The sequence below is a fragment of the Allobosea sp. RCC_152_1 genome (assembly GCF_041360765.1).
GTDB lineage: Bacteria > Pseudomonadota > Alphaproteobacteria > Rhizobiales > Beijerinckiaceae > Allobosea > Allobosea spartocytisi.
Genome location: NZ_JBFUPU010000013.1, coordinates 1 through 16827, shown reverse-complemented (window position 1 = coordinate 16827; position 16827 = coordinate 1). Strand labels below are relative to the sequence as shown.

The 16827-nt window shown below is 68.3% G+C and carries 15 protein-coding genes; 6 read left to right on the top strand and 9 right to left on the bottom strand.

What is annotated here, in order from left to right; all coding sequences use genetic code 11:
- Window positions 1–3: 3 nt before the first annotated feature.
- From flgK to AB6806_RS26910, 6 genes are all read right to left on the bottom strand, one after another.
- Entirely contained in the window at window positions 4–1875 is a 1872-nt protein-coding gene (flgK, locus tag AB6806_RS26935; protein WP_142021869.1) for a flagellar hook-associated protein FlgK, read from the bottom strand.
- Window positions 1876–1931: 56 nt separating this feature from the next.
- The gene (locus AB6806_RS26930; protein WP_112763938.1) at window positions 1932–3332 is read right to left on the bottom strand and encodes a flagellar hook protein FlgE; all 1401 of its coding nucleotides are present in this window, start codon (window positions 3330–3332) and stop codon (window positions 1932–1934) included.
- Window positions 3333–3508: 176 nt separating this feature from the next.
- The gene (locus AB6806_RS26925; protein WP_142021868.1) at window positions 3509–4525 is read right to left on the bottom strand and encodes a YcjF family protein; all 1017 of its coding nucleotides are present in this window, start codon (window positions 4523–4525) and stop codon (window positions 3509–3511) included.
- 13 nt (window positions 4526–4538) lie between these two features.
- Complete coding sequence (locus tag AB6806_RS26920; protein WP_038358678.1) at window positions 4539–5984, bottom strand: YcjX family GTP-binding protein; 1446 nt, start codon at window positions 5982–5984, stop codon at window positions 4539–4541.
- Window positions 5985–5997: 13 nt separating this feature from the next.
- Window positions 5998–6513 carry a SixA phosphatase family protein gene (locus AB6806_RS26915; RefSeq protein ID WP_248312502.1) on the bottom strand — a complete coding sequence of 172 codons (516 nt, stop codon included), beginning with the start codon at window positions 6511–6513 and terminating at the stop codon, window positions 5998–6000.
- A gap of 21 nt (window positions 6514–6534) precedes the next feature.
- Window positions 6535–7230: a TetR/AcrR family transcriptional regulator gene (locus AB6806_RS26910; RefSeq protein ID WP_142021866.1), complete on the bottom strand. Its 696-nt coding sequence runs from the start codon at window positions 7228–7230 to the stop codon at window positions 6535–6537.
- 104 nt (window positions 7231–7334) lie between these two features.
- On the opposite strand from AB6806_RS26910, the gene AB6806_RS26905 reads away from it, so the two are divergent.
- On the top strand, window positions 7335–8588 hold the full coding sequence (locus tag AB6806_RS26905) for an ABA4-like family protein (protein ID WP_142021865.1): 1254 nt from the start codon (window positions 7335–7337) through the stop codon (window positions 8586–8588).
- A 7-nt stretch (window positions 8589–8595) separates the two neighbouring features.
- On the opposite strand, the gene AB6806_RS26900 is transcribed toward AB6806_RS26905, so the two are convergent.
- Window positions 8596–9441 (bottom strand): AAA family ATPase, encoded by an 846-nt coding sequence (locus AB6806_RS26900; RefSeq protein WP_370956095.1) that lies wholly within the window; start codon window positions 9439–9441, stop codon window positions 8596–8598.
- 214 nt (window positions 9442–9655) lie between these two features.
- Here AB6806_RS26900 and AB6806_RS26895 point away from each other — a divergent pair, with 214 nt between their 5' ends.
- The gene (locus tag AB6806_RS26895; protein WP_210323554.1) at window positions 9656–11449 is read left to right on the top strand and encodes a cation:proton antiporter domain-containing protein; all 1794 of its coding nucleotides are present in this window, start codon (window positions 9656–9658) and stop codon (window positions 11447–11449) included.
- On the opposite strand, the gene AB6806_RS26890 is transcribed toward AB6806_RS26895, so the two are convergent.
- Together AB6806_RS26890 and AB6806_RS26885 are read right to left on the bottom strand one after the other, a co-directional pair.
- On the bottom strand, window positions 11385–12488 hold the full coding sequence (locus AB6806_RS26890) for a glycosyltransferase family 4 protein (RefSeq protein WP_142021863.1): 1104 nt from the start codon (window positions 12486–12488) through the stop codon (window positions 11385–11387). The two genes, AB6806_RS26895 and AB6806_RS26890, sit on opposite strands and share 65 nt — an antisense overlap.
- The gene (locus AB6806_RS26885) at window positions 12488–13393 is read right to left on the bottom strand and encodes a UDP-2,3-diacylglucosamine diphosphatase (protein WP_081925099.1); all 906 of its coding nucleotides are present in this window, start codon (window positions 13391–13393) and stop codon (window positions 12488–12490) included. The genes AB6806_RS26890 and AB6806_RS26885 overlap by 1 nt, the downstream gene beginning before the upstream one ends.
- Window positions 13394–13535: 142 nt before the next feature.
- Here AB6806_RS26885 and AB6806_RS26880 point away from each other — a divergent pair, with 142 nt between their 5' ends.
- The 4 genes from AB6806_RS26880 (at window position 13536) to AB6806_RS26865 (ending at window position 16658) form a co-directional block, all read left to right on the top strand.
- Entirely contained in the window at window positions 13536–14315 is a 780-nt protein-coding gene (locus AB6806_RS26880; RefSeq protein ID WP_038358683.1) for an SDR family oxidoreductase, read from the top strand.
- Window positions 14316–14563: 248 nt separating this feature from the next.
- Window positions 14564–15487 (top strand): DMT family transporter, encoded by a 924-nt coding sequence (locus AB6806_RS26875; RefSeq protein WP_142021862.1) that lies wholly within the window; start codon window positions 14564–14566, stop codon window positions 15485–15487.
- Window positions 15488–15605: 118 nt separating this feature from the next.
- On the top strand, window positions 15606–16226 hold the full coding sequence (locus AB6806_RS26870; RefSeq protein ID WP_038358685.1) for a helix-turn-helix domain-containing protein: 621 nt from the start codon (window positions 15606–15608) through the stop codon (window positions 16224–16226).
- 27 nt (window positions 16227–16253) lie between these two features.
- The gene (locus AB6806_RS26865; RefSeq protein ID WP_112765326.1) at window positions 16254–16658 is read left to right on the top strand and encodes a (R)-mandelonitrile lyase; all 405 of its coding nucleotides are present in this window, start codon (window positions 16254–16256) and stop codon (window positions 16656–16658) included.
- Window positions 16659–16827: the final 169 nt, after the last annotated feature.

The window sequence follows — 16827 nt, the reverse complement described above, 5'->3', positions numbered from 1 at the left end:
GCCTCACACTCTCATCAGCATGTCCATCATCTCCTTGACCGTGGAGATGATGCGGGCATTGGCGGCATAGGCGTTCTGGAGCTCGATGAGCTGCGACATTTCCTGGTCGACATTGACCTGCGCGGTCTGCTGGAAGCGGCTCTGGATCGAGGCCAGCGCGACCTGCTGGCCCTCGTCGAGCCGCTTCGCGTTCTCGACGGCCTGCCCCTGCGTGGAGATGACGCGCTGCACGAGATTGCCGACCGTGCTGCTGGACGTCGACGTGCCGCCGTCCAGGCCGGTCGCGTTGGTGATGGCGCGCTGGCTCTTGGTCAGGCGCTCGAGCATGAGCTGCGGGCGCGTCGCGTCGCCCTGCGCCGTCGCCGGATTGGTGCTGTAGACCGTCAGCAGCGAGCGGTCCGCGATCAGCCCGGGATTGACCGTGATGCGCGAGGCATAGCCGACCGTCTGCGAGCCGCCGTCATAGGAGCCGGTGAAGGCCTTGGCGGCAGAGCCGTCTACGAAGAACGGCAGCTCGGCCGTGCCGCCCGCCGATGACAGCACCGTATTGGTCGGCCGCGCCGTGAGCCCGACCACGTCGCGCGTGCCGGCCGCGCCGTCGTCGAGGATCTGCAGGGTCGAGCCGGTGTTGGAGACGGTGAAGCCGGGCCCGACCGCCGCCTGGATCTGCGCCGCGACGGAGGCCGGGCCGCCCGAGAAATCGATGCCGACGACGCGGTTGTTGGCGTCGCCGCCCGCCGAGGCCGGCAGCGGCAGCGAAGCCGCGGAATCCACCCTGACGAAGGTGAAACGCTGGGTCTGCCCGCCGGGCATGACCTTGTAGTCGAGCGTGATCGCGTTGCCCGCCTGGAGGCCGGTCATATCGACGTCGAAGCCGCTCGCGGCGCCCGCCGTCGCGGGCGTGCCCGCGATCTCGCGGTCGGAGAGCGCCTTCGACATCTGGGCGGCGATCTCGTCGAGCTGGGCCTGGGCCTGCACCAGCGACTTGTCGCGCAGCTCGATATTGGCGGCGATCGAGCCCGACCTGAACACGTTGTTGGCGATCGCGTCCGACATGTTGCCGGAGGCGTCCTTCATCGTGATCGTGCCGACGCCGCGCTTCGTCGGATCGGAACTCCACTGATCGCCGGGCTGGAGATCGGAATGCTGGTCGAAGCTGAAGGTGACCGCAGCCTGGCCGTCGAAGAGCTGCGTGCCCGAGCCGGTGACCACGCTGACCGAGCCGCGCGCATCCTCGGTCGTCTTGATGTCGACATATTGCGACAGCTCGGACAGGATCAGATCGCGCTGGTCCTTGAGGGCTGCCGTCGCGTTGTCGTGCGGGGCGGCGACGACGCGGGCATTGACCTTGGTCAGCGCGCCGAGCAGGTCGTTGACCCGGGTCACGGAGGCGCCGATGCCGGCCTCGGCCTGGCTGCGCAAGGCCTGCACGCCATCGGACAGCCCGTTGAGCCGCTTCGCCAGCGTGTTGGCGGCGTCGAGCACCTGCGAGCGCAGGCTGTAGGACGACGGATCGTTCTGCAGGCCCTGCAGGGCGCTGGTGAAGTTGTTGTAGATCGTGTCGAGCGCGGTCGAGCTGCCCGGCGCGCCATAGAGCTGGTCGAGATTGGAGAGCGCGCTCGCGCGGGTGGAGGTGTATCCGGACCCCGCCGATTCCTGCCAGAGCTGGCTCTGGACGATCGTGTCCAGCAGGCGCTGCACCTGCGTGCTCTGCACGCCGATGGTCAGCCCCGACAGGCTGTCGGTGTTCGAGACGACGCGGCGGACATAGCCGGCCGTTCCGGCATTGGCGACGTTCTGCGAGACGACGCCGATGCCGACCTGGGTGGCGTTGAGCCCGCCGATCGCCGTATTGAGGGAGGTGCTCAGCCCCATCGTCAACTCCTGTCGTTATCGGCGGCCCTCCTGGACCGCCTTCGCGGACGTGCCGGTCAGCGGATGATGTTGAACACCGCGGTCAGCATCTCCTGCGCGGTGCTGATGACCTTGGTGTTGGCCGAATAGGCCTGCTGGGTGACGATCATCTTCGAGAACTCGTCGGCGATGTCGGTGTTGGACTGCTCCACGCTGCCGCCCACGAGCTGCGAGGTGCCCAGCCCGACGATCGGCGGACCCGACTCGATCGTCTCCTCATAGGCACCGCCGTCGAGGCGCTTGAGTGCGTTGTCGGCGTTGAAGCGCGACACCGCGATCTGTGCCATCGCGACGACCTGGCCGTTCGAGAAGGTGCCGATGACCTGGCCCTCGGCCGAGACCGAAACGCGGTCGAGCGTGCCGGCCGTGTAGCCATCCTGCCGGATGCTGCGGGCATCGATCTGGCCGCTGACGTCGCCGTTTTGGGTCAGGGCGGTGCCGCCATCGGTCGTGAGCTGGATGCCGGTGATCGCGTTGCCCCCGATCGTCATGTTCGGCAGCGGAATGGTGCCGCCGGCAGGCAGCGCCATCTTGCCGGTCGCATCGAAGGTCACGTTCACATTGGCGTTGCGATAGGCCACGGCGCCGCCGGTCGCGCCCGTATTTTCAGCGACGAAGAGGTTCCAGGTGTCGACCGTGGCCGGCGGACCGGCGGAGGCATTCGTCGTCTTGGCCCAGCGCAGCTCGACATTGGTCGCCTTGCCGAGCGAGTCGTAGACCGTGACCGAGCCGCCGGGAATCGACTGGCTGAGGAAGCTGGTGATCTCGCTGCCGACGACGAGGCCGGTGCCGGCCGGTGTGGCGAGCGGATTGCTCGTGGGGAAGCTCGCCGGGTTCAGCAGTTCGGAGCCGGGAACGGTGCTGTCGGCAGTGTTGGTCTTCGGATAGGCGGGGATGTTGGCGCTGTACTCGATGGAGGTCGTGGCCTTGGCCGGGAACTGGTCCTTGGTGATCCGCAGGACCTCCGGCTGGGTGCCGATGAGCTGGCCCGTCACCGGGTCGATCTTCTGGCCCTTGAGATAGTACCCCGCGCCGTTGACCAGATAGCCATTGGCGTCGAAGTCGAAATCGCCGCGGCGGGTGTAGAGGTTCTGGTTGGCGAACAGGGTGTTGGCGCCGACGCCGCTCTTGCGCTGATCGACCACGAAGAAGCCGTCGCCGTTGATCGCGACGTTGGTGTCGATCCGCGTGGCGTTGAGATCGCCCTGGATCGAGTTGGTCGCCTGGCTGAAGGCGGCGACCGAGCCGGCGGTCTGGCGGTTCAGCGCGGAATCCGGCACCAGGTCGGCGAAGGTCGTATCGACCCGCTTGTAGCCGGTCGTCCGCGAGTTCGCGATGTTGCCGGAAATGTTCTCCAGCGCATAGGACTGCGCCTGCATGCCCGAAACCGCTGTCGTCAGCGCACTGAAAACACCCATGGAACCCTCGCCTGGACCGGCATGCCCCCTGGGGCAGCCCACAACTCTCGGCGAAGTCTGCACGCGCCATGCCACCGGCATGGTCGTTTCATTTCAGTGAGTTAGATCGTTTACAGGAGGTTTCGTGGCAGTCCGCGCCGGGCAGAAACGCCTACCCCCGGCAGATTCTGCCGGGTCTATTCCGCCTCGGCCTTGCTGCCGCGCCAGGAGGCGAGATCGCCCGCGACGTCCGACAGCGTCGGCGGCGTGGCCTCGACGAAGGGCAGCGGCCGGCAGACCGCGAGCGCTGCGAGCCCGATCCGGGCGGTCAGCATGCCGTTGATGACGCCTTCGCCGAGCTTGGCGGAAAGGCGCGCCGCGAGCCCCTGCCCCAGCACCTGCTGGATCACCGCATCGCCCGCCGCCATGCCGCCGGTCAGCACGAGATGGTTGAGCACTTGCCGCGCCAGCCTGAACAGGCCGAGCGTGCCGGGCCGCCCGGCATAGATGCCGGCGATGGCACGCAGCAGCCGCGCGCAGGCGACGAGGACGAAGAGCACGTCGACGAGCGCACGCGGGCTCACCGCCGTGACCAGCGAAACCCTGCGCGCCGCGATCGCGATCTGAGCCTTTGCCTGGGCGTCGAGTGGCGCGAGCAGACTGCGCTCGGCCACGGTCAGCACGTCGCGCGGCGCGAAAAGCTGCGGCATAGCCTCTTCGAGCTCGCCCCGGCCCTTCGCCGTCTGCGCCCGGCCCTTGTAGAGGCCGATGAGTTCGCCGGCGAGCGCCTTGGCATCGTCCGTCGTCCCGCCGACGAGCAGATCCGCACCGCGCTGGCGCAACGACTCGACCTTGCGCTCGCGCAGGATGTCGCGCAGCACCCGCACCAGCATCACCAGCAAGGCAAAGGCCGCGATGGCTGCGCAGACGAGCGCGGCATAGCCGAGCGCCGGGTTCTGGCTCATCAGCGCCGAGATCGTGTTCTGGACCCAGACACCAGCGGCCAGCGCCAGGAAGCCGGACAGGCCGGCAACGAAGAGCGAGCCCCAGGAAAAAGCTCGTTTCGCCACCGGCCCGGCCGCCGGCTCGGCCGCATCGACCGGCTCGCTCTCGGGCAGGATGGCGACATCGCCCTGCCGGATCACGCCGTCGTCGACCTCCACCTCATGCGCAGCCTTCTCGCCCAGAAGGATCGCTCGCGGTGCCTTCGTCATCGCCGCGCCCTCCTCAGGCCAGCTTGTCGCCGATCAGGAATTCGAGCGCCCGGTCGAAGCGGATCTGCGGCGGCGGCTTCAGCCGCCCGCCCGCATCCGCCTCGACCAGCGGCGGGCGGAAGCGCGGCGCCCTAATCTGCCAACGCGCCTTCGGGTCGAAGATCGCGTCTGGCCGCTCCGGCAATTCGCCGGGAAAGATCGCAGCCTCCGTGATGCCGTCGAAGACCTTCCCGTCGATCTCCTCGCCCGCCTCCGGCACGCCGGCGATGGCCGGCAATTCCTCGCGCCCCTGCCGGATGCGCACCTCATGGGTCGCCCTGACGGCGGCCAGCGCCATCGCCTCGACCTGCGCGCCCGCACCCTGCGCCCGCGTCAGCGCCCGCGAGACCAGGAGCGACATCACAGCTGCGAGCCGGTCATGGCTGGAATGATGGATATGGTCGGCCTTGGTCGCGGCAAAGAGCACGCGCTCGATGCGCGGCGCGAACAGGCTGGAGAGCCAGGAATTGCGCCCGACCGAGAAGGCCGCGAGCGCCTGCCCCAGCGCGGTTTCGAGATCGGCCAGCGCCGGCGCCCCGGCATCGAGCGCCGCCAGCACGTCGACCAGCACGATCTGCCGGTCCAGCCTCGCGAAATGGTCGCGGAAGAAGGGCGTGACCACGACGCGCTTATAGGCCTCGAAGCGCTCCGCCATCAGCCCGGCGAGCGTATCGGGACGGGGCTCGCGATCATGGCCGAGATCGAGCGGGGCGAAGGTCAGCGCCGGCGAGCCCTCGAGATCGCCCGGCATCAGGAACCGGCCGGGCGGCGTCACCGCCACCGCCTCGGGGTCGGCCCGGAGCCGCGCCAGATAGCCCTTGAAGCGCTCGCTCGCCGCCTCGGCCGCGAGCTCGTCGGCAGGCCCCTCCGGATCGCGCCCGGCGAGATCGGCGAGCCATTCGGCTGCGGCCGCGCGGCGGTGGGCCTTGCGCGCATCCGCCACGGCTTGCGCCGACCAGCTCTTGTAGTCCTGTCCGATCAAGGCGAGGTCGAGCAGCCACTCGCCGGGATAATCGACGATGTCGAGCGTCAGCGTCGCCGGCCCCTTGAACCAGCCCGAGGCCCGCTCATAGTCGATCTCGACGCGCAGTTCCGAGATGCGCCGCGTCGAGTCCGGCCAGCGCCGCTCGGCCCCGTTCATCGCGGCGCGATGCGCCTCATAGGGAAAGCGCGGCACGTCGGGATCGGGCTGCGGCACCAGCCGCACGCGAGCGATCCGCCCTTCCGATGCTGCCTTCAGCACCGGCAGCCGCGCCCCTTCGATCAGGTTCTGGATCAGGGCGGTGGTGAACACGGTCTTGCCGGAACGCGACAGCCCGGTGACGCCGAGCCGCAGGCGCGGCCGCGCGAGCCCGAGCAGGCTGTCGCCGAAGGCCAGCGCCGCATTGCGGGCGGTATCGATATAGGAGGTATCGCTCACGATGCGACGACGTTCATTCGTCGGGGCCTTCGCCCAGCGACGCGGGAGTGACGAAGCGGTCGAGCCGCCCGCCCCGCTCCGCCACATCGCGCCAATCCTCGATGGCGAAATCGATCACCGCGAGGCCTGCCGTCGGATATTTCTGGCTCATCCGCGCCGCCGCATAGCGGTCGCCATGCCCGGCCAAACGCCGCGCCAGCTCCTCGAATCCGGGATTGTGGCCGATCATCAGCAGCGTCCTGACCGAGGGCTCCGTCTCCTGCACGACATAGAGCAGCGCCCCGGGTTTGGCCTCGTAGATACGCGGTTCGTACTGCGTCGCCGGCTTCTCCGGCAGCATCGGCGCGACCAGCTCCCAGGTCTCGACCGTGCGCTTGGCCGGCGAGATCAGCACGAGGTCCGGCAGCAGCAGCTCGTCGGCGAGATAGCGCCCCATCACCGGAGCCGCCTCGCGCCCTCGCGGGGCGAGCGGCCTGTCCCGATCGGCCACGCCGGTGGGCCAGTTCGATTTCGCATGGCGCAGAAGCATGAGGCGTCGCATCCGACGAACCTAATCGCGGGCATCCGCTTTTGCGAGCCCTTGCATCGCCGGGAACGCCGATGTCAGCAGCCCGAACAGCCGCGCCGCGTGCCTGTCGAGGAAAGCTTGCCGGCTGCCTTCCGCCAGGAAATCCAGTGCGCCATCGATCAGCAGCGTCGAGAAGCCATGCACTGCCGACCAGGCCAGCAGGACCTCGGGCAGCTCGGGATCGAGGGCGTCAGCGCTGGGTTTCCCGTCCGGAAGCTGAAGCGGCGGCAGGCCGCGGCCGAACCGGACTTCGCGCACAAGGATGGCGAAAGCCCGTGTCGAGGCGGCCCGGAAGGCAGGGTCCTCCCTGTCTATTCCGCGCTGGCCGAAGACGACCCGGAAGCGCCCGGGATTGGCGAGCGCCGTTTCGACATAGGCCCGTGCGATCGCGGCGAGCCGGCTGGTCCCCGCCTCCTGCGCCGCCGCGACTGCGGCCTCCATCGCCGTCGAGAGATCGTCGAAGCCCAGCGTCGCGATCGCCGTCAGCAGGCCGGTGAGATTGCCGAAATGATGCGCGGGAGCCGCCGGCGACACCCCGGCCCGCCGGGCGCATTCGCGCAAGGTAAAGCCGCCGAGCCCGCGCTCGGCCAGGACCTCCTCCGCGGCCGCGATCATCGCCTGCCGCAAGGCGCCATGGTGATAATGCTCGCGCATGGCCCGGGGCGTCGCTTCGGCCATCGGCAACTCCACCAATCCTAACAGTGTCAAAATAATCTTGACGACGTCAAGATAGCGAGTCAGAACCGTCCCGCAACTGAACACTGTCAAGTTGGGAGGTCGTCATGCCACCTTTGACGCTGGACGCCGCCTTTTCCGCGGCCAATCTGCTGGCCGTTGGCGGCTGGCTGTTGCTGCTCGTGGCGCCGCGCTGGCGCGCCGGCCAGTTCCTCGCCGGCCTGGTCATCCCGAGCCTGCTGTCGCTCGGCTATCTCGTCCTGATCGGTGTCTACTGGCATCAGGCGCGCGGCGGCTTCTCCTCGCTCGACGATGTCGCGGCCCTGTTCGCCTCGCGGCCGCTGCTGCTCGCCGGCTGGGCGCATTATCTCGCCTTCGATCTCCTCATCGGCGCCTGGCTGCTGCGCCGCTCGCAGCGCGAGGGCCTGCCGCATGGAGCGATGCTGCCTGTCCTCGCCCTGACCTTCCTCTTCGGCCCGGTCGGCTATCTGCTCTACCTCCTTCTTGCGGCAAGTCACGCCATCGCCTCGGAAGATCGGATTCCGCGTTTCCTGGCGCGGCTGCCGGCGCCGCTGCGCGCGCTCGAATGGGAGCCCCGGCTGACCGCCGCAGGGATCGCGATGCTGCTGCTGGCAGTCCCGACCGCGCTCGCCTACGCCCTCGATCCGCGCCTGTTCAACGGCGACAATGTCTGGCTCAAGCCGCTGAAGTTCGAGATCTCGGTCGCGATCTACCTCTTTTCCTTCGCGCTCATCCTGCCTTTGACCGGTGAAGCCTTCCAGCGCTCGTGGCTCGGCCGCTTCACGGTCCGGCCGGTCATCGCCCTGCTCACCTTCGAGATCATCTACATCGCCTGGCGCGCCTCGCGCGCCGAAGCCTCGCACTACAATGAGGCGAGCGCGCTCGCCATCGCGCTCTATGCTGCGATGGGCATCGCAGCGGTGCTCTTCACGGCCGCCAGCGGTATCCTCGCCTATGGCCTCGCCCGCCATGACGCCGCGCCGCTCCCGCCGGCGCTGCGGCGCTCGCTCATCCTCGGCCTTGGCCTGACAGCCGTCCTCGGCATCCTGTCGGGCGTCGTCCTCAGCGCGACCGGATCACATACGGTCGGCGCATTGCCGCCATCGGCGCCCGCCGTCCCGTTCTTCGGCTGGTCGCTCAGCGTCGGCGACCTGCGCTTCGGCCATTTCCTGGCGCTGCACGCCATGCAGATCCTGCCGGCCTTCGCGCTCTTCGCCTCGCTGCTTGGCCGCACCGCAGCGCTGCGCAGCGTCGAAGCCTTCGCCCTGGTCTATGCCGGCATCACCGCAGCGGCACTCATCGCTGCGTTGAACGCCCGTCCGCTGCTCGGCATCGGCTGAAGATGGCTCAACGGCTCTCGCGCCGCGCCATGAAGGCGAGCTTCTCGAACAGCGAGACGTCCTGCTCGTTCTTGAGCAAAGCGCCGTGCAGCGGCGGGATGAGCTTGCGCGGGTCGCGCTCGCGCAGCACCTCCGGCCCGATATCCTCGGCGACGAGCAGCTTCAGCCAATCGAGCAGTTCCGAGGTCGAGGGCTTCTTCTTGAGGCCCGGCACCTCGCGCACCTCGAAGAACAGACGCAACGCCTCCTCCATCAGCCGCTTCTTGATGCCGGGGAAATGCACCTCGACGATCTGTTGCATCGTCGGCGCATCGGGGAAGCGGATATAGTGGAAGAAGCAGCGACGCAGAAAGGCGTCCGGCAGGTCCTTCTCGTTGTTGGAGGTGATGATCATCACCGGCCGCCGCGCCGCCTTGACGGTCTCGCCCGTCTCGTAGACGTGGAACTCCATGCGGTCAAGCTCGAGCAGCAGGTCGTTGGGGAATTCGATATCGGCCTTGTCGATCTCGTCGATCAGCAGCACCGGCCGGACGGGCGCAACGAAAGCCTCCCAGAGCTTGCCGCGCTTGATGTAGTTGGCGATGTCCGACACGCGCGGATCGCCGAGCTGGCTGTCTCGCAGCCGGCTCACCGCATCGTATTCGTAGAGCCCTTGCTGCGCCTTGGTCGTCGACTTGATGTGCCAGGTGATGAGCGGCGCACCGAGCGCGGCGGCGATCTCCTCGGCCAGCACCGTCTTGCCCGTGCCGGGCTCGCCCTTCACCAAGAGCGGCCGCTCCAGCCGGATCGCGGCGTTGACGGCGACGGTGAGGTCCTCCGTCGCGACATAGTTCTCGGTGCCGGCAAAACGCATGAGCGATCCTTTTGATTTTACGCCGGTACGCTAGCCCATCGGCGCCGAACGCGAAAACCGCCATTTGCACGCTCGGCGCGAAGGTCATTGCCTAAGCGCTCGCGTCGCAAGGCGAATTTCTCTCCGCCACCGCAATTCGAAGGTTGTGCATCGCACCCACGAATCGCAAGAATGACGAGGCATCCGCTTCTCCATCGAATCGCAAGGGCAGGCCTTGGCCGGAACCGTCGATCCTTCCGTCTACAAGGACGCCGTCGTCGTGCTCGCGACGGCCGGCGTGATCGTGCCTTTTGCCAAGAGCTTCAAGATCAATTCGATCATCGCCTTCGTGGCCTGCGGCGCGCTGCTCGGCCCCTTCGGCCTCGGCGGGCTGGTCTCGAAGGTGCCGCTGCTTAGCACGGTCACGGTCTCGAATGCGGAGGCGCTGGCCGGGCCGGCCGAGCTCGGCGTCGCCTTCCTGCTCTTCGTCATCGGGCTCGAATTGTCCTTCGAGCGCCTGATGACGATGCGGCGCCTCGTCTTCGGCCTCGGCCTCGGCCAGGTCGGCCTTTCGGCGGCGGCGATCGGCCTCGTCGCCTATGCGCTGGGCCAGCCCACGACGGCGGCGCTGATCATCGGCTTCGGCCTCGCGCTCTCCTCGACGGCGATGGTAGTCGAATTGCTCGCCGCCAAGAAGCGAATGACGACCTCGGCCGGCCGCGCCAGCTTCGCCATCCTGCTCTGCCAGGATCTCGCGGTCATTCCGCTGCTGTTCCTGATCGCCGTGCTCGATGCGCAGAACGGCTCGGGCTCGCTCGTCGCCGGTCTGGCGCAGGCCTTCATCCAGGCGGCGGCGGCCATCGCGACCATCGTGGTCATCGGCCGGCTGGCGCTGCGCCCGCTCTTCCGCCTCGTCGCCTCGACCGATTCGGCCGAAAGCTTCATGGCCGCGACGCTGCTGACCGCGCTCGGCACGGGCCTCATCGCCGCCGCCGCCGGGCTCTCGATGGGGCTCGGCGCCTTCATCGCCGGGCTGCTGCTGGCCGAGACCGAGTTCCGCCGGGCGATCGAGGTCACGATCGACCCCTTCAAGTCCCTGCTGATCGGCGTCTTCTTCCTCACCGTGGGCATGGGCGTGAATCCGGCCCAGATCGCGGCCCACCCCGTCGCCATCCTCGCCATCGCGGTCGGGCTGGTCGCGATCAAGAGCCTCATCATCTTCGTTCTCGCCCGCCGCTTCCGCCTGTCTGCGGCGACGGCGCTCGAAACCGCGCTGATGGTCAGCCCCGGCGGCGAATTCGCCTTCGTGCTGCTGAACGACGCCTCCGCCACAGGCCTTCTCGACCGCAATGCGACCAGCATCGCGCTGGCGGCGGTGTCGCTGACCATGGTCGCGCTACCCCTGCAGGCGCGCTTCGCCCGCCATTTCGCCCAGAAGCTCGCCGCGCCGGTGACCTTGCCGGACGAGGCCAAGGTGCTCCCGCCGGACGATCGCGCGCCGCGCGCCATCATCGTCGGCGGCGGGCGTGTCGGGCGCCTCGTCGCCTCGATGCTGGACGAGCACGGCAAGTCGCACATCCTGATCGATTCGGACGCGGCCCTGGTCACCGCCCAGCGCCGCTCAGGCCGTCCGGCCTTCTACGGCGATGCGACGCAGCCCGATTTCCTCAGGCTATGCGGACTGGAAGAGGCGACAGCGCTGATCGTTACCATCGACAATCCGCGCGCCGTCGATGCCACGGTGCAGGCCGCGCGCGCCTTGCGTCCGGACATCGTCATCGTCGCCCGCGCCCGCGACGCGGCCCATGCCCGCCATCTCTACGAGATCGGCGTCAACGACGCCGTGCCGGAGACGATCGAGGCGAGCCTGCAATTGTCGGAAGCGGCGCTGGTCGGGCTCGGCGTGCCGATGGGCCTCGTCATCGCCTCGGTGCATGAGCGGCGCGACGGCTTCCGCGCCCAGCTCAAGCCGGCAGGCGCCGCGGCAGCCCGCGCCCTTCCGCGCCATGCCCGTTCCCGAAGGCTGTGAGGCCCGGGCTCGCGGCCTCGCGCGCGAGATAGCCCGCCTGCTGCGCCACACGCCGGATATGTCCGTAGAACTGCGCCGCGCTGCTCGTCCAGCTATGCCGCGCCGCCAGCTCCAGCGGGATTTCAGGCTGTATCCTGAGCGCCTGCATGGCGGCGCTGCGCAGATCCTCGTCGAGCACGGCCGCGCCGCTGCCGGCGAAGACGTCGCGCGGGCCCTGCACCGGAAAGGCCGCGACCGGCAGCCCGCTCGCCGCCGCCTCCAGCAGCACGATGCCGAAGGTGTCGGTCAGGCTCGGAAAGACGAAGACGTCTGAGGAGGCATAGATCGCCGCGAGTTCCTCGCCTTCCTTCGTCCCGAGGAAATGCACCTCGGGAAAGGCGCGCTGCAGATCGGCCCGCGCCGGCCCGTCGCCGACCACGACCTTGCTGCCCGGCAGCCGCAGCGACAGGAAGGCGTCGAGGTTCTTCTCGACCGCGACGCGCCCGACGCTGAGGAAGATCGGCCGCGGCAGGTCGAGCACGCTTTGCGGGCGCGGATGGAACAGGTCGAGATCGACGCCCCGCCCCCAGCGCACCAGCTTCTCGAAGCCGTGCTGGCGCAACTCCTCCTCGACCGTCGCGGTCGAGACCATCACGGCAGCCGCCGGGCCATGAAAGCGTCGCAGCAGCCGGTAGCTCCAGCTTTCGGGAATGGGCCAGCGCGCCGCGACATATTGCGGGAAGCGCGTGTGGTAGCTCGTGGTGAACGGGCGCTTCTGCGCCAGGCAGACCGCCCGCGTCAGCCAGCCGATCGGCCCTTCCGTCGCGATATGGATGTGGTCCGGCCTGAATTCGGCGATCCGTTTCGCGAGCGCGCGGCGGGTGGCGAGCGCGAGCCGGATGTCGGGATAGCTCGGCATGGCGATCTGCCGGAAGCCGTCCGGGGTGAGCGCCGCCGCCGTCGCGCCGAAATCCGGCGCCGCCTCGATCATCCGTTCGAGCGAGCGCACCACGCCGTTGATCTGCGGCCGCCAGGCGTCCGTGGCGATGAGGACGCGCATCAGCGCGCTTTCCGTTCCGCCGTTTCCGGCAGAGCGCCAATGATGCGTGCCAGTTCCAGAGGCTGGAGCATGCTCCGGGCGGCCTCGACGAGTTCCGGCACGGCGGCCGGCCGGGCCGGCACGACGACCGGCACGGCCGCCTCGCCCTTGAGGCGTCCTTGCGGCCAGCGGATCAATTCGAAGCGACCGTCATGGTGCTCGACGAAGGCGGTGCAGCTCTCCACCCAGTCGCCGGTGTTGATGTAGGTCAGCCCCGCGATCTCGCGATAGGCCGCGTGATGGATATGGCCGCAGATCACGCCGTCGGCATTGTGGCGGCGCGCCTCGTCGGCCAGGCAGGTCTCGAACTCGCCGATATAGTTCACGGCGTTCTTGACCTTGTGCTTGGCCCAGGCCGAGAGCGACCAATGCGGCAGGCGCAGGACGCGCCGGACCTTGTTGATCACCATGTTGAGCCCGAGCGCCACCGTGTAGGCCCAGTCGCCGAGCAGCGCGAGCCATTTGGCGTTGCGCACCACGAGGTCGAACAGGTCGCCATGGATGACGAGCAGGCGCCGGCCATCCGCCGTCTCGTGGACGATGTCGTCGACGAGCGTGATGCCGCCGAACTGCAGGCCGGTGAAATCGCGCAGGAAGTCGTCGTGGTTGCCGGTGACGTAGATCAGCTTCGAGCCTTTGCGCACCTTGCGCAGCAGCTTCTGGACGACGTCGTTGTGGCTCTGCGGGAAATACCAGCCGCTCTTCAGCCGCCAACCGTCGATGATGTCGCCGACGAGATAGATGTTCGGTGCATCATAGGCCCGCAGGAACTCGAGCACGAGATCGGCTTGCGCCCCGCGCGTGCCCAGATGCAGGTCCGAGATGAAGATGCTGCGAACCTGCTTCGCGTCGTCCTCGTCGCTCATGCGCGGCAGTCCATGCTGTTGCGATGTTTGCGGCGTGTGTCTGATTTGCGTTGCGCTTTGATGACGGAACCAGCAATCCGTGCTCAGCCTTGCTGACCGGCCGCTGTCCGACAACGGCGTGCGAAACTGACGGAGACATCTGATGGATCTTGGAATTGCCGGCCGCACGGCCATCGTCTGCGCCTCCAGCAAGGGGCTGGGCCGCGGCTGTGCGCAGGCCCTGGCCGAGGCGGGCTGCACCGTCGTGATCAACGGCCGCAACGCGACCACCCTGGAAGCCACCGCCAGCGCGATCCGCGCCGCGACCGGCGCGACCGTCATCGCCGTCGTCGCCGACGTCTCGACCCAGGCCGGTCAGGACGCCCTGCTCGCGGCCGCGCCCAACCCGGACATCCTCGTCAACAACAATGGCGGCCCGCCGCCCAAGCCCTTCCGCCAGGTGACGCGCGAGGGCCTGCTGGAAGGCGTCGTCCAGAACATGGCGACACCGCTCGAGCTGGTGCAGCGCGTCATCGACGGCATGATCGCGCGCGGCTTCGGCCGCATCGTCAACATCACCTCGGCCAGCGTGGTGACGCCGCTGACCGGCCTCGACGTCTCCTCCGCCGCCCGCGCCGGCCTCACCGCCTTCCTCTCGGGTGTCGCCCGCGAGGTCGCCCACGCCAATGTCACCATCAACAACATCCTGCCCGGCGTGTTCGACACCGACCGCATCAAGACCGCGACCAACAAGGTGGCCGAAATGCAGGGCATCAGCATCGAGGAGGCGACGAAGCGGCGGCTCGCCGCGGTTCCCGCCGGCCGCCTCGGCACGCCCGACGAATTCGGCCAGCTCTGCGCCTTCCTGGCCAGCGCGAACGCCGGCTACATCACCGGCCAGAACTTCCTGATCGATGGCGGCGCCTTCCGCGGGACGTTCTGAGCCGCGCGCCTCGGGCTTGACCCGAGCATCTCGCGACACGGAGGCTCTTGCGCCTCTTCCGCAAAGAGATTCTCGGGTCGGCGCGATGCGCCACCCGGGAATGACGCGCTTTCGCCGGGAACGGCCCGCTCCCACGCCAATGGCCTAGCCGGGTTGCAGAGTTCACGCTTCGCTCCTCGATCTCGACATGGTCTAAGGAGAAGCGGTTTCGCCCGAACCCGTCCCAGCCCTCCCGCCGCGCCGCCGCCTTGTCCCCTCTTCTCGGCATCAGTCTCAAGCTTGTCTCGGCGCTGGCTTTCACGCTGATGTCGGCGGGCATCAAATCGATCTCGACACGCTATCCCACCGGCGAGATCGTCTTCATCCGCTCCTTCTTCGCGATGATCCCGCTGCTCATCTGGCTCGCCTGGCGCTCTGAGCTGCCGGGAGCCCTGAAGACGGACAATCTGCGCGGCCATCTCAAGCGCGGCATCATGGGCTCGACCGGCATGTTCTGCGGCTTCGCGGCGCTGCAGTTCCTGCCGCTCTCGGAGGCTGTCGCGATCGGCTATGCCGCGCCGCTGGCGGTCGTCGTGCTCGCGGCGCTGGTGCTGAAGGAGCGCGTGCGGATCTATCGCTGGACCGCGGTGACGATCGGCTTCGTCGGCGTCCTCATCATGCTCTCGCCGCATCTGGGCGCCGGCGCGCACCCTGTCGGCAGCAACGCCGCGATCGGTGCCGCGCTGGGCCTGGCCGGCGCCTTCTGCTCGGCTTTCGCCTCGGTCGAGGTCCGGCTTCTGACCTCGACCGAGCGCACCGGCGCCATCGTCTTCTACTTCATGCTGCTGACCAGCCTGCTCGGCCTCTCGACCATCCTGCTCGGCTGGAACATCCCGGATGCCAGGGATGCGATGATGATGGTCGTCATCGGCATCCTCGGCGGACTCGGCCAGATCCTGATCGTCCAGGCCTATCGCTATGGCGACGCCTCGCTGGTCGCGCCCTTCGAATATTCGACCATGCTCTGGGCGGTGGCCATCGGCTGGTTCTGGTTCGGGGAATGGCCGGCGCAGACCATCGTGATCGGGGCCTTCATCGTCATCACCTCGGGCATCTACGTGATCTTCCGCGAGCGCCAACTCGGCCTCGCCCGGCGCGCCCAGCGCGAGGTCGGCCCCAGCCGCCTGACCTGAGTCCGGGTGCGTTTTCGGCGGTGCACGGTCCGGCCTCGCCGGATGCCGGGCATTGTTCGCTTGTTCAAACGAACGTCCGCCGTTACAAACGGCCTCATACGCAGGAGGGGCCGAATTCATGGGAATCGAGACGAAGGAGCGCGGCGGGCGGGAGCTTGAATCCGGGGCTCAGGTCATCTCGGGCCAGCTCGGCAAGACGATCCAGCGCCTGCGCAAGGCCTACAACTTTTCGCTCTCCGACCTCGCCGAGCAGTCGGGCGTCGCCAAGTCGATCATCAGCCAGATCGAGCGCAACGAGACCAATCCGACGCTGGCGACCATCTGGCGGCTGTCGCAGGCGCTCGACATCTCGATCGAGCGCGTGCTGTCCAGCGGCGAGGAAGAGCCCTTCATCGACAAGACCACCCGCGCCGACACGCCGATTCTGGTCTCCGAGGACGGCAAGCTCAGGCTCGCCATCGTCGGCTGGATCAAGACGGTCGAATGGCTGCAATGGTACGAGGTCTCCTCCGAACCCGGCGGCGAGCTCGATTCCGAAGGCCATCAGCGCGGCTCGATCGAATCGCTCTCCGTCACCGCCGGCGAATTCGAGGTCGAGGTCGGCGATATCGTCCAGCGCGCCAAGGCGGGCGAGACCTTGCGCTACCGCTGCGACCGCCGCCACATCGTCCGCTGCGTCGGCAACGAACCCGGCTCGGCGCTGATGGTCTGCATCCTCAAGGCCGCGGTGATGGAATAAGACGAGGGGCGCGAGCAGGAGCGAACCATGGAAATCCGACGCATCGGCTCGCAGCCCTCCGGCAAGGGGCCGGCCGAATATTTCACCGGCACGGTCCGTATCGACCCGCTGTTCAACCCGCCCGAGCCGGCGCGGATCGCCACGGCCCTCGTCACCTTCGAGCCCGGCGCCCGCACCGCCTGGCACACCCATCCGCTCGGCCAGACCCTGATCGTGACCGCCGGCTGCGGCTGGGCCCAGCGGGAGGGTGGACCGATCGAGGAAATCCGCGCGGGCGACACCGTCTGGTTTCCGCCCGGCGAGAAACACTGGCACGGCGCCACGGCGACGACCGCGATGACCCACATCGCCCTTCAGGAAAAGCTGAACGGCTCGCCCGTCGACTGGCTCGAACAGGTGACCGACGCGCAATACGCCGCAAAAGCCATCTGAACCCACGCGACGCACACGCCTTCGCCCGCCCGCGTCGCCGCGTTCGGTGGTGGTGAGGGGCAGCGGAGCGCCGCGAGGCGCGGTTGGGTATCAGGCCGCTTCCATTGAGCCAGGATGCGGCGCGGAGGGATTGAGCCACCTTCCGCACGCCCCGTGGCGCTCCGCTTCC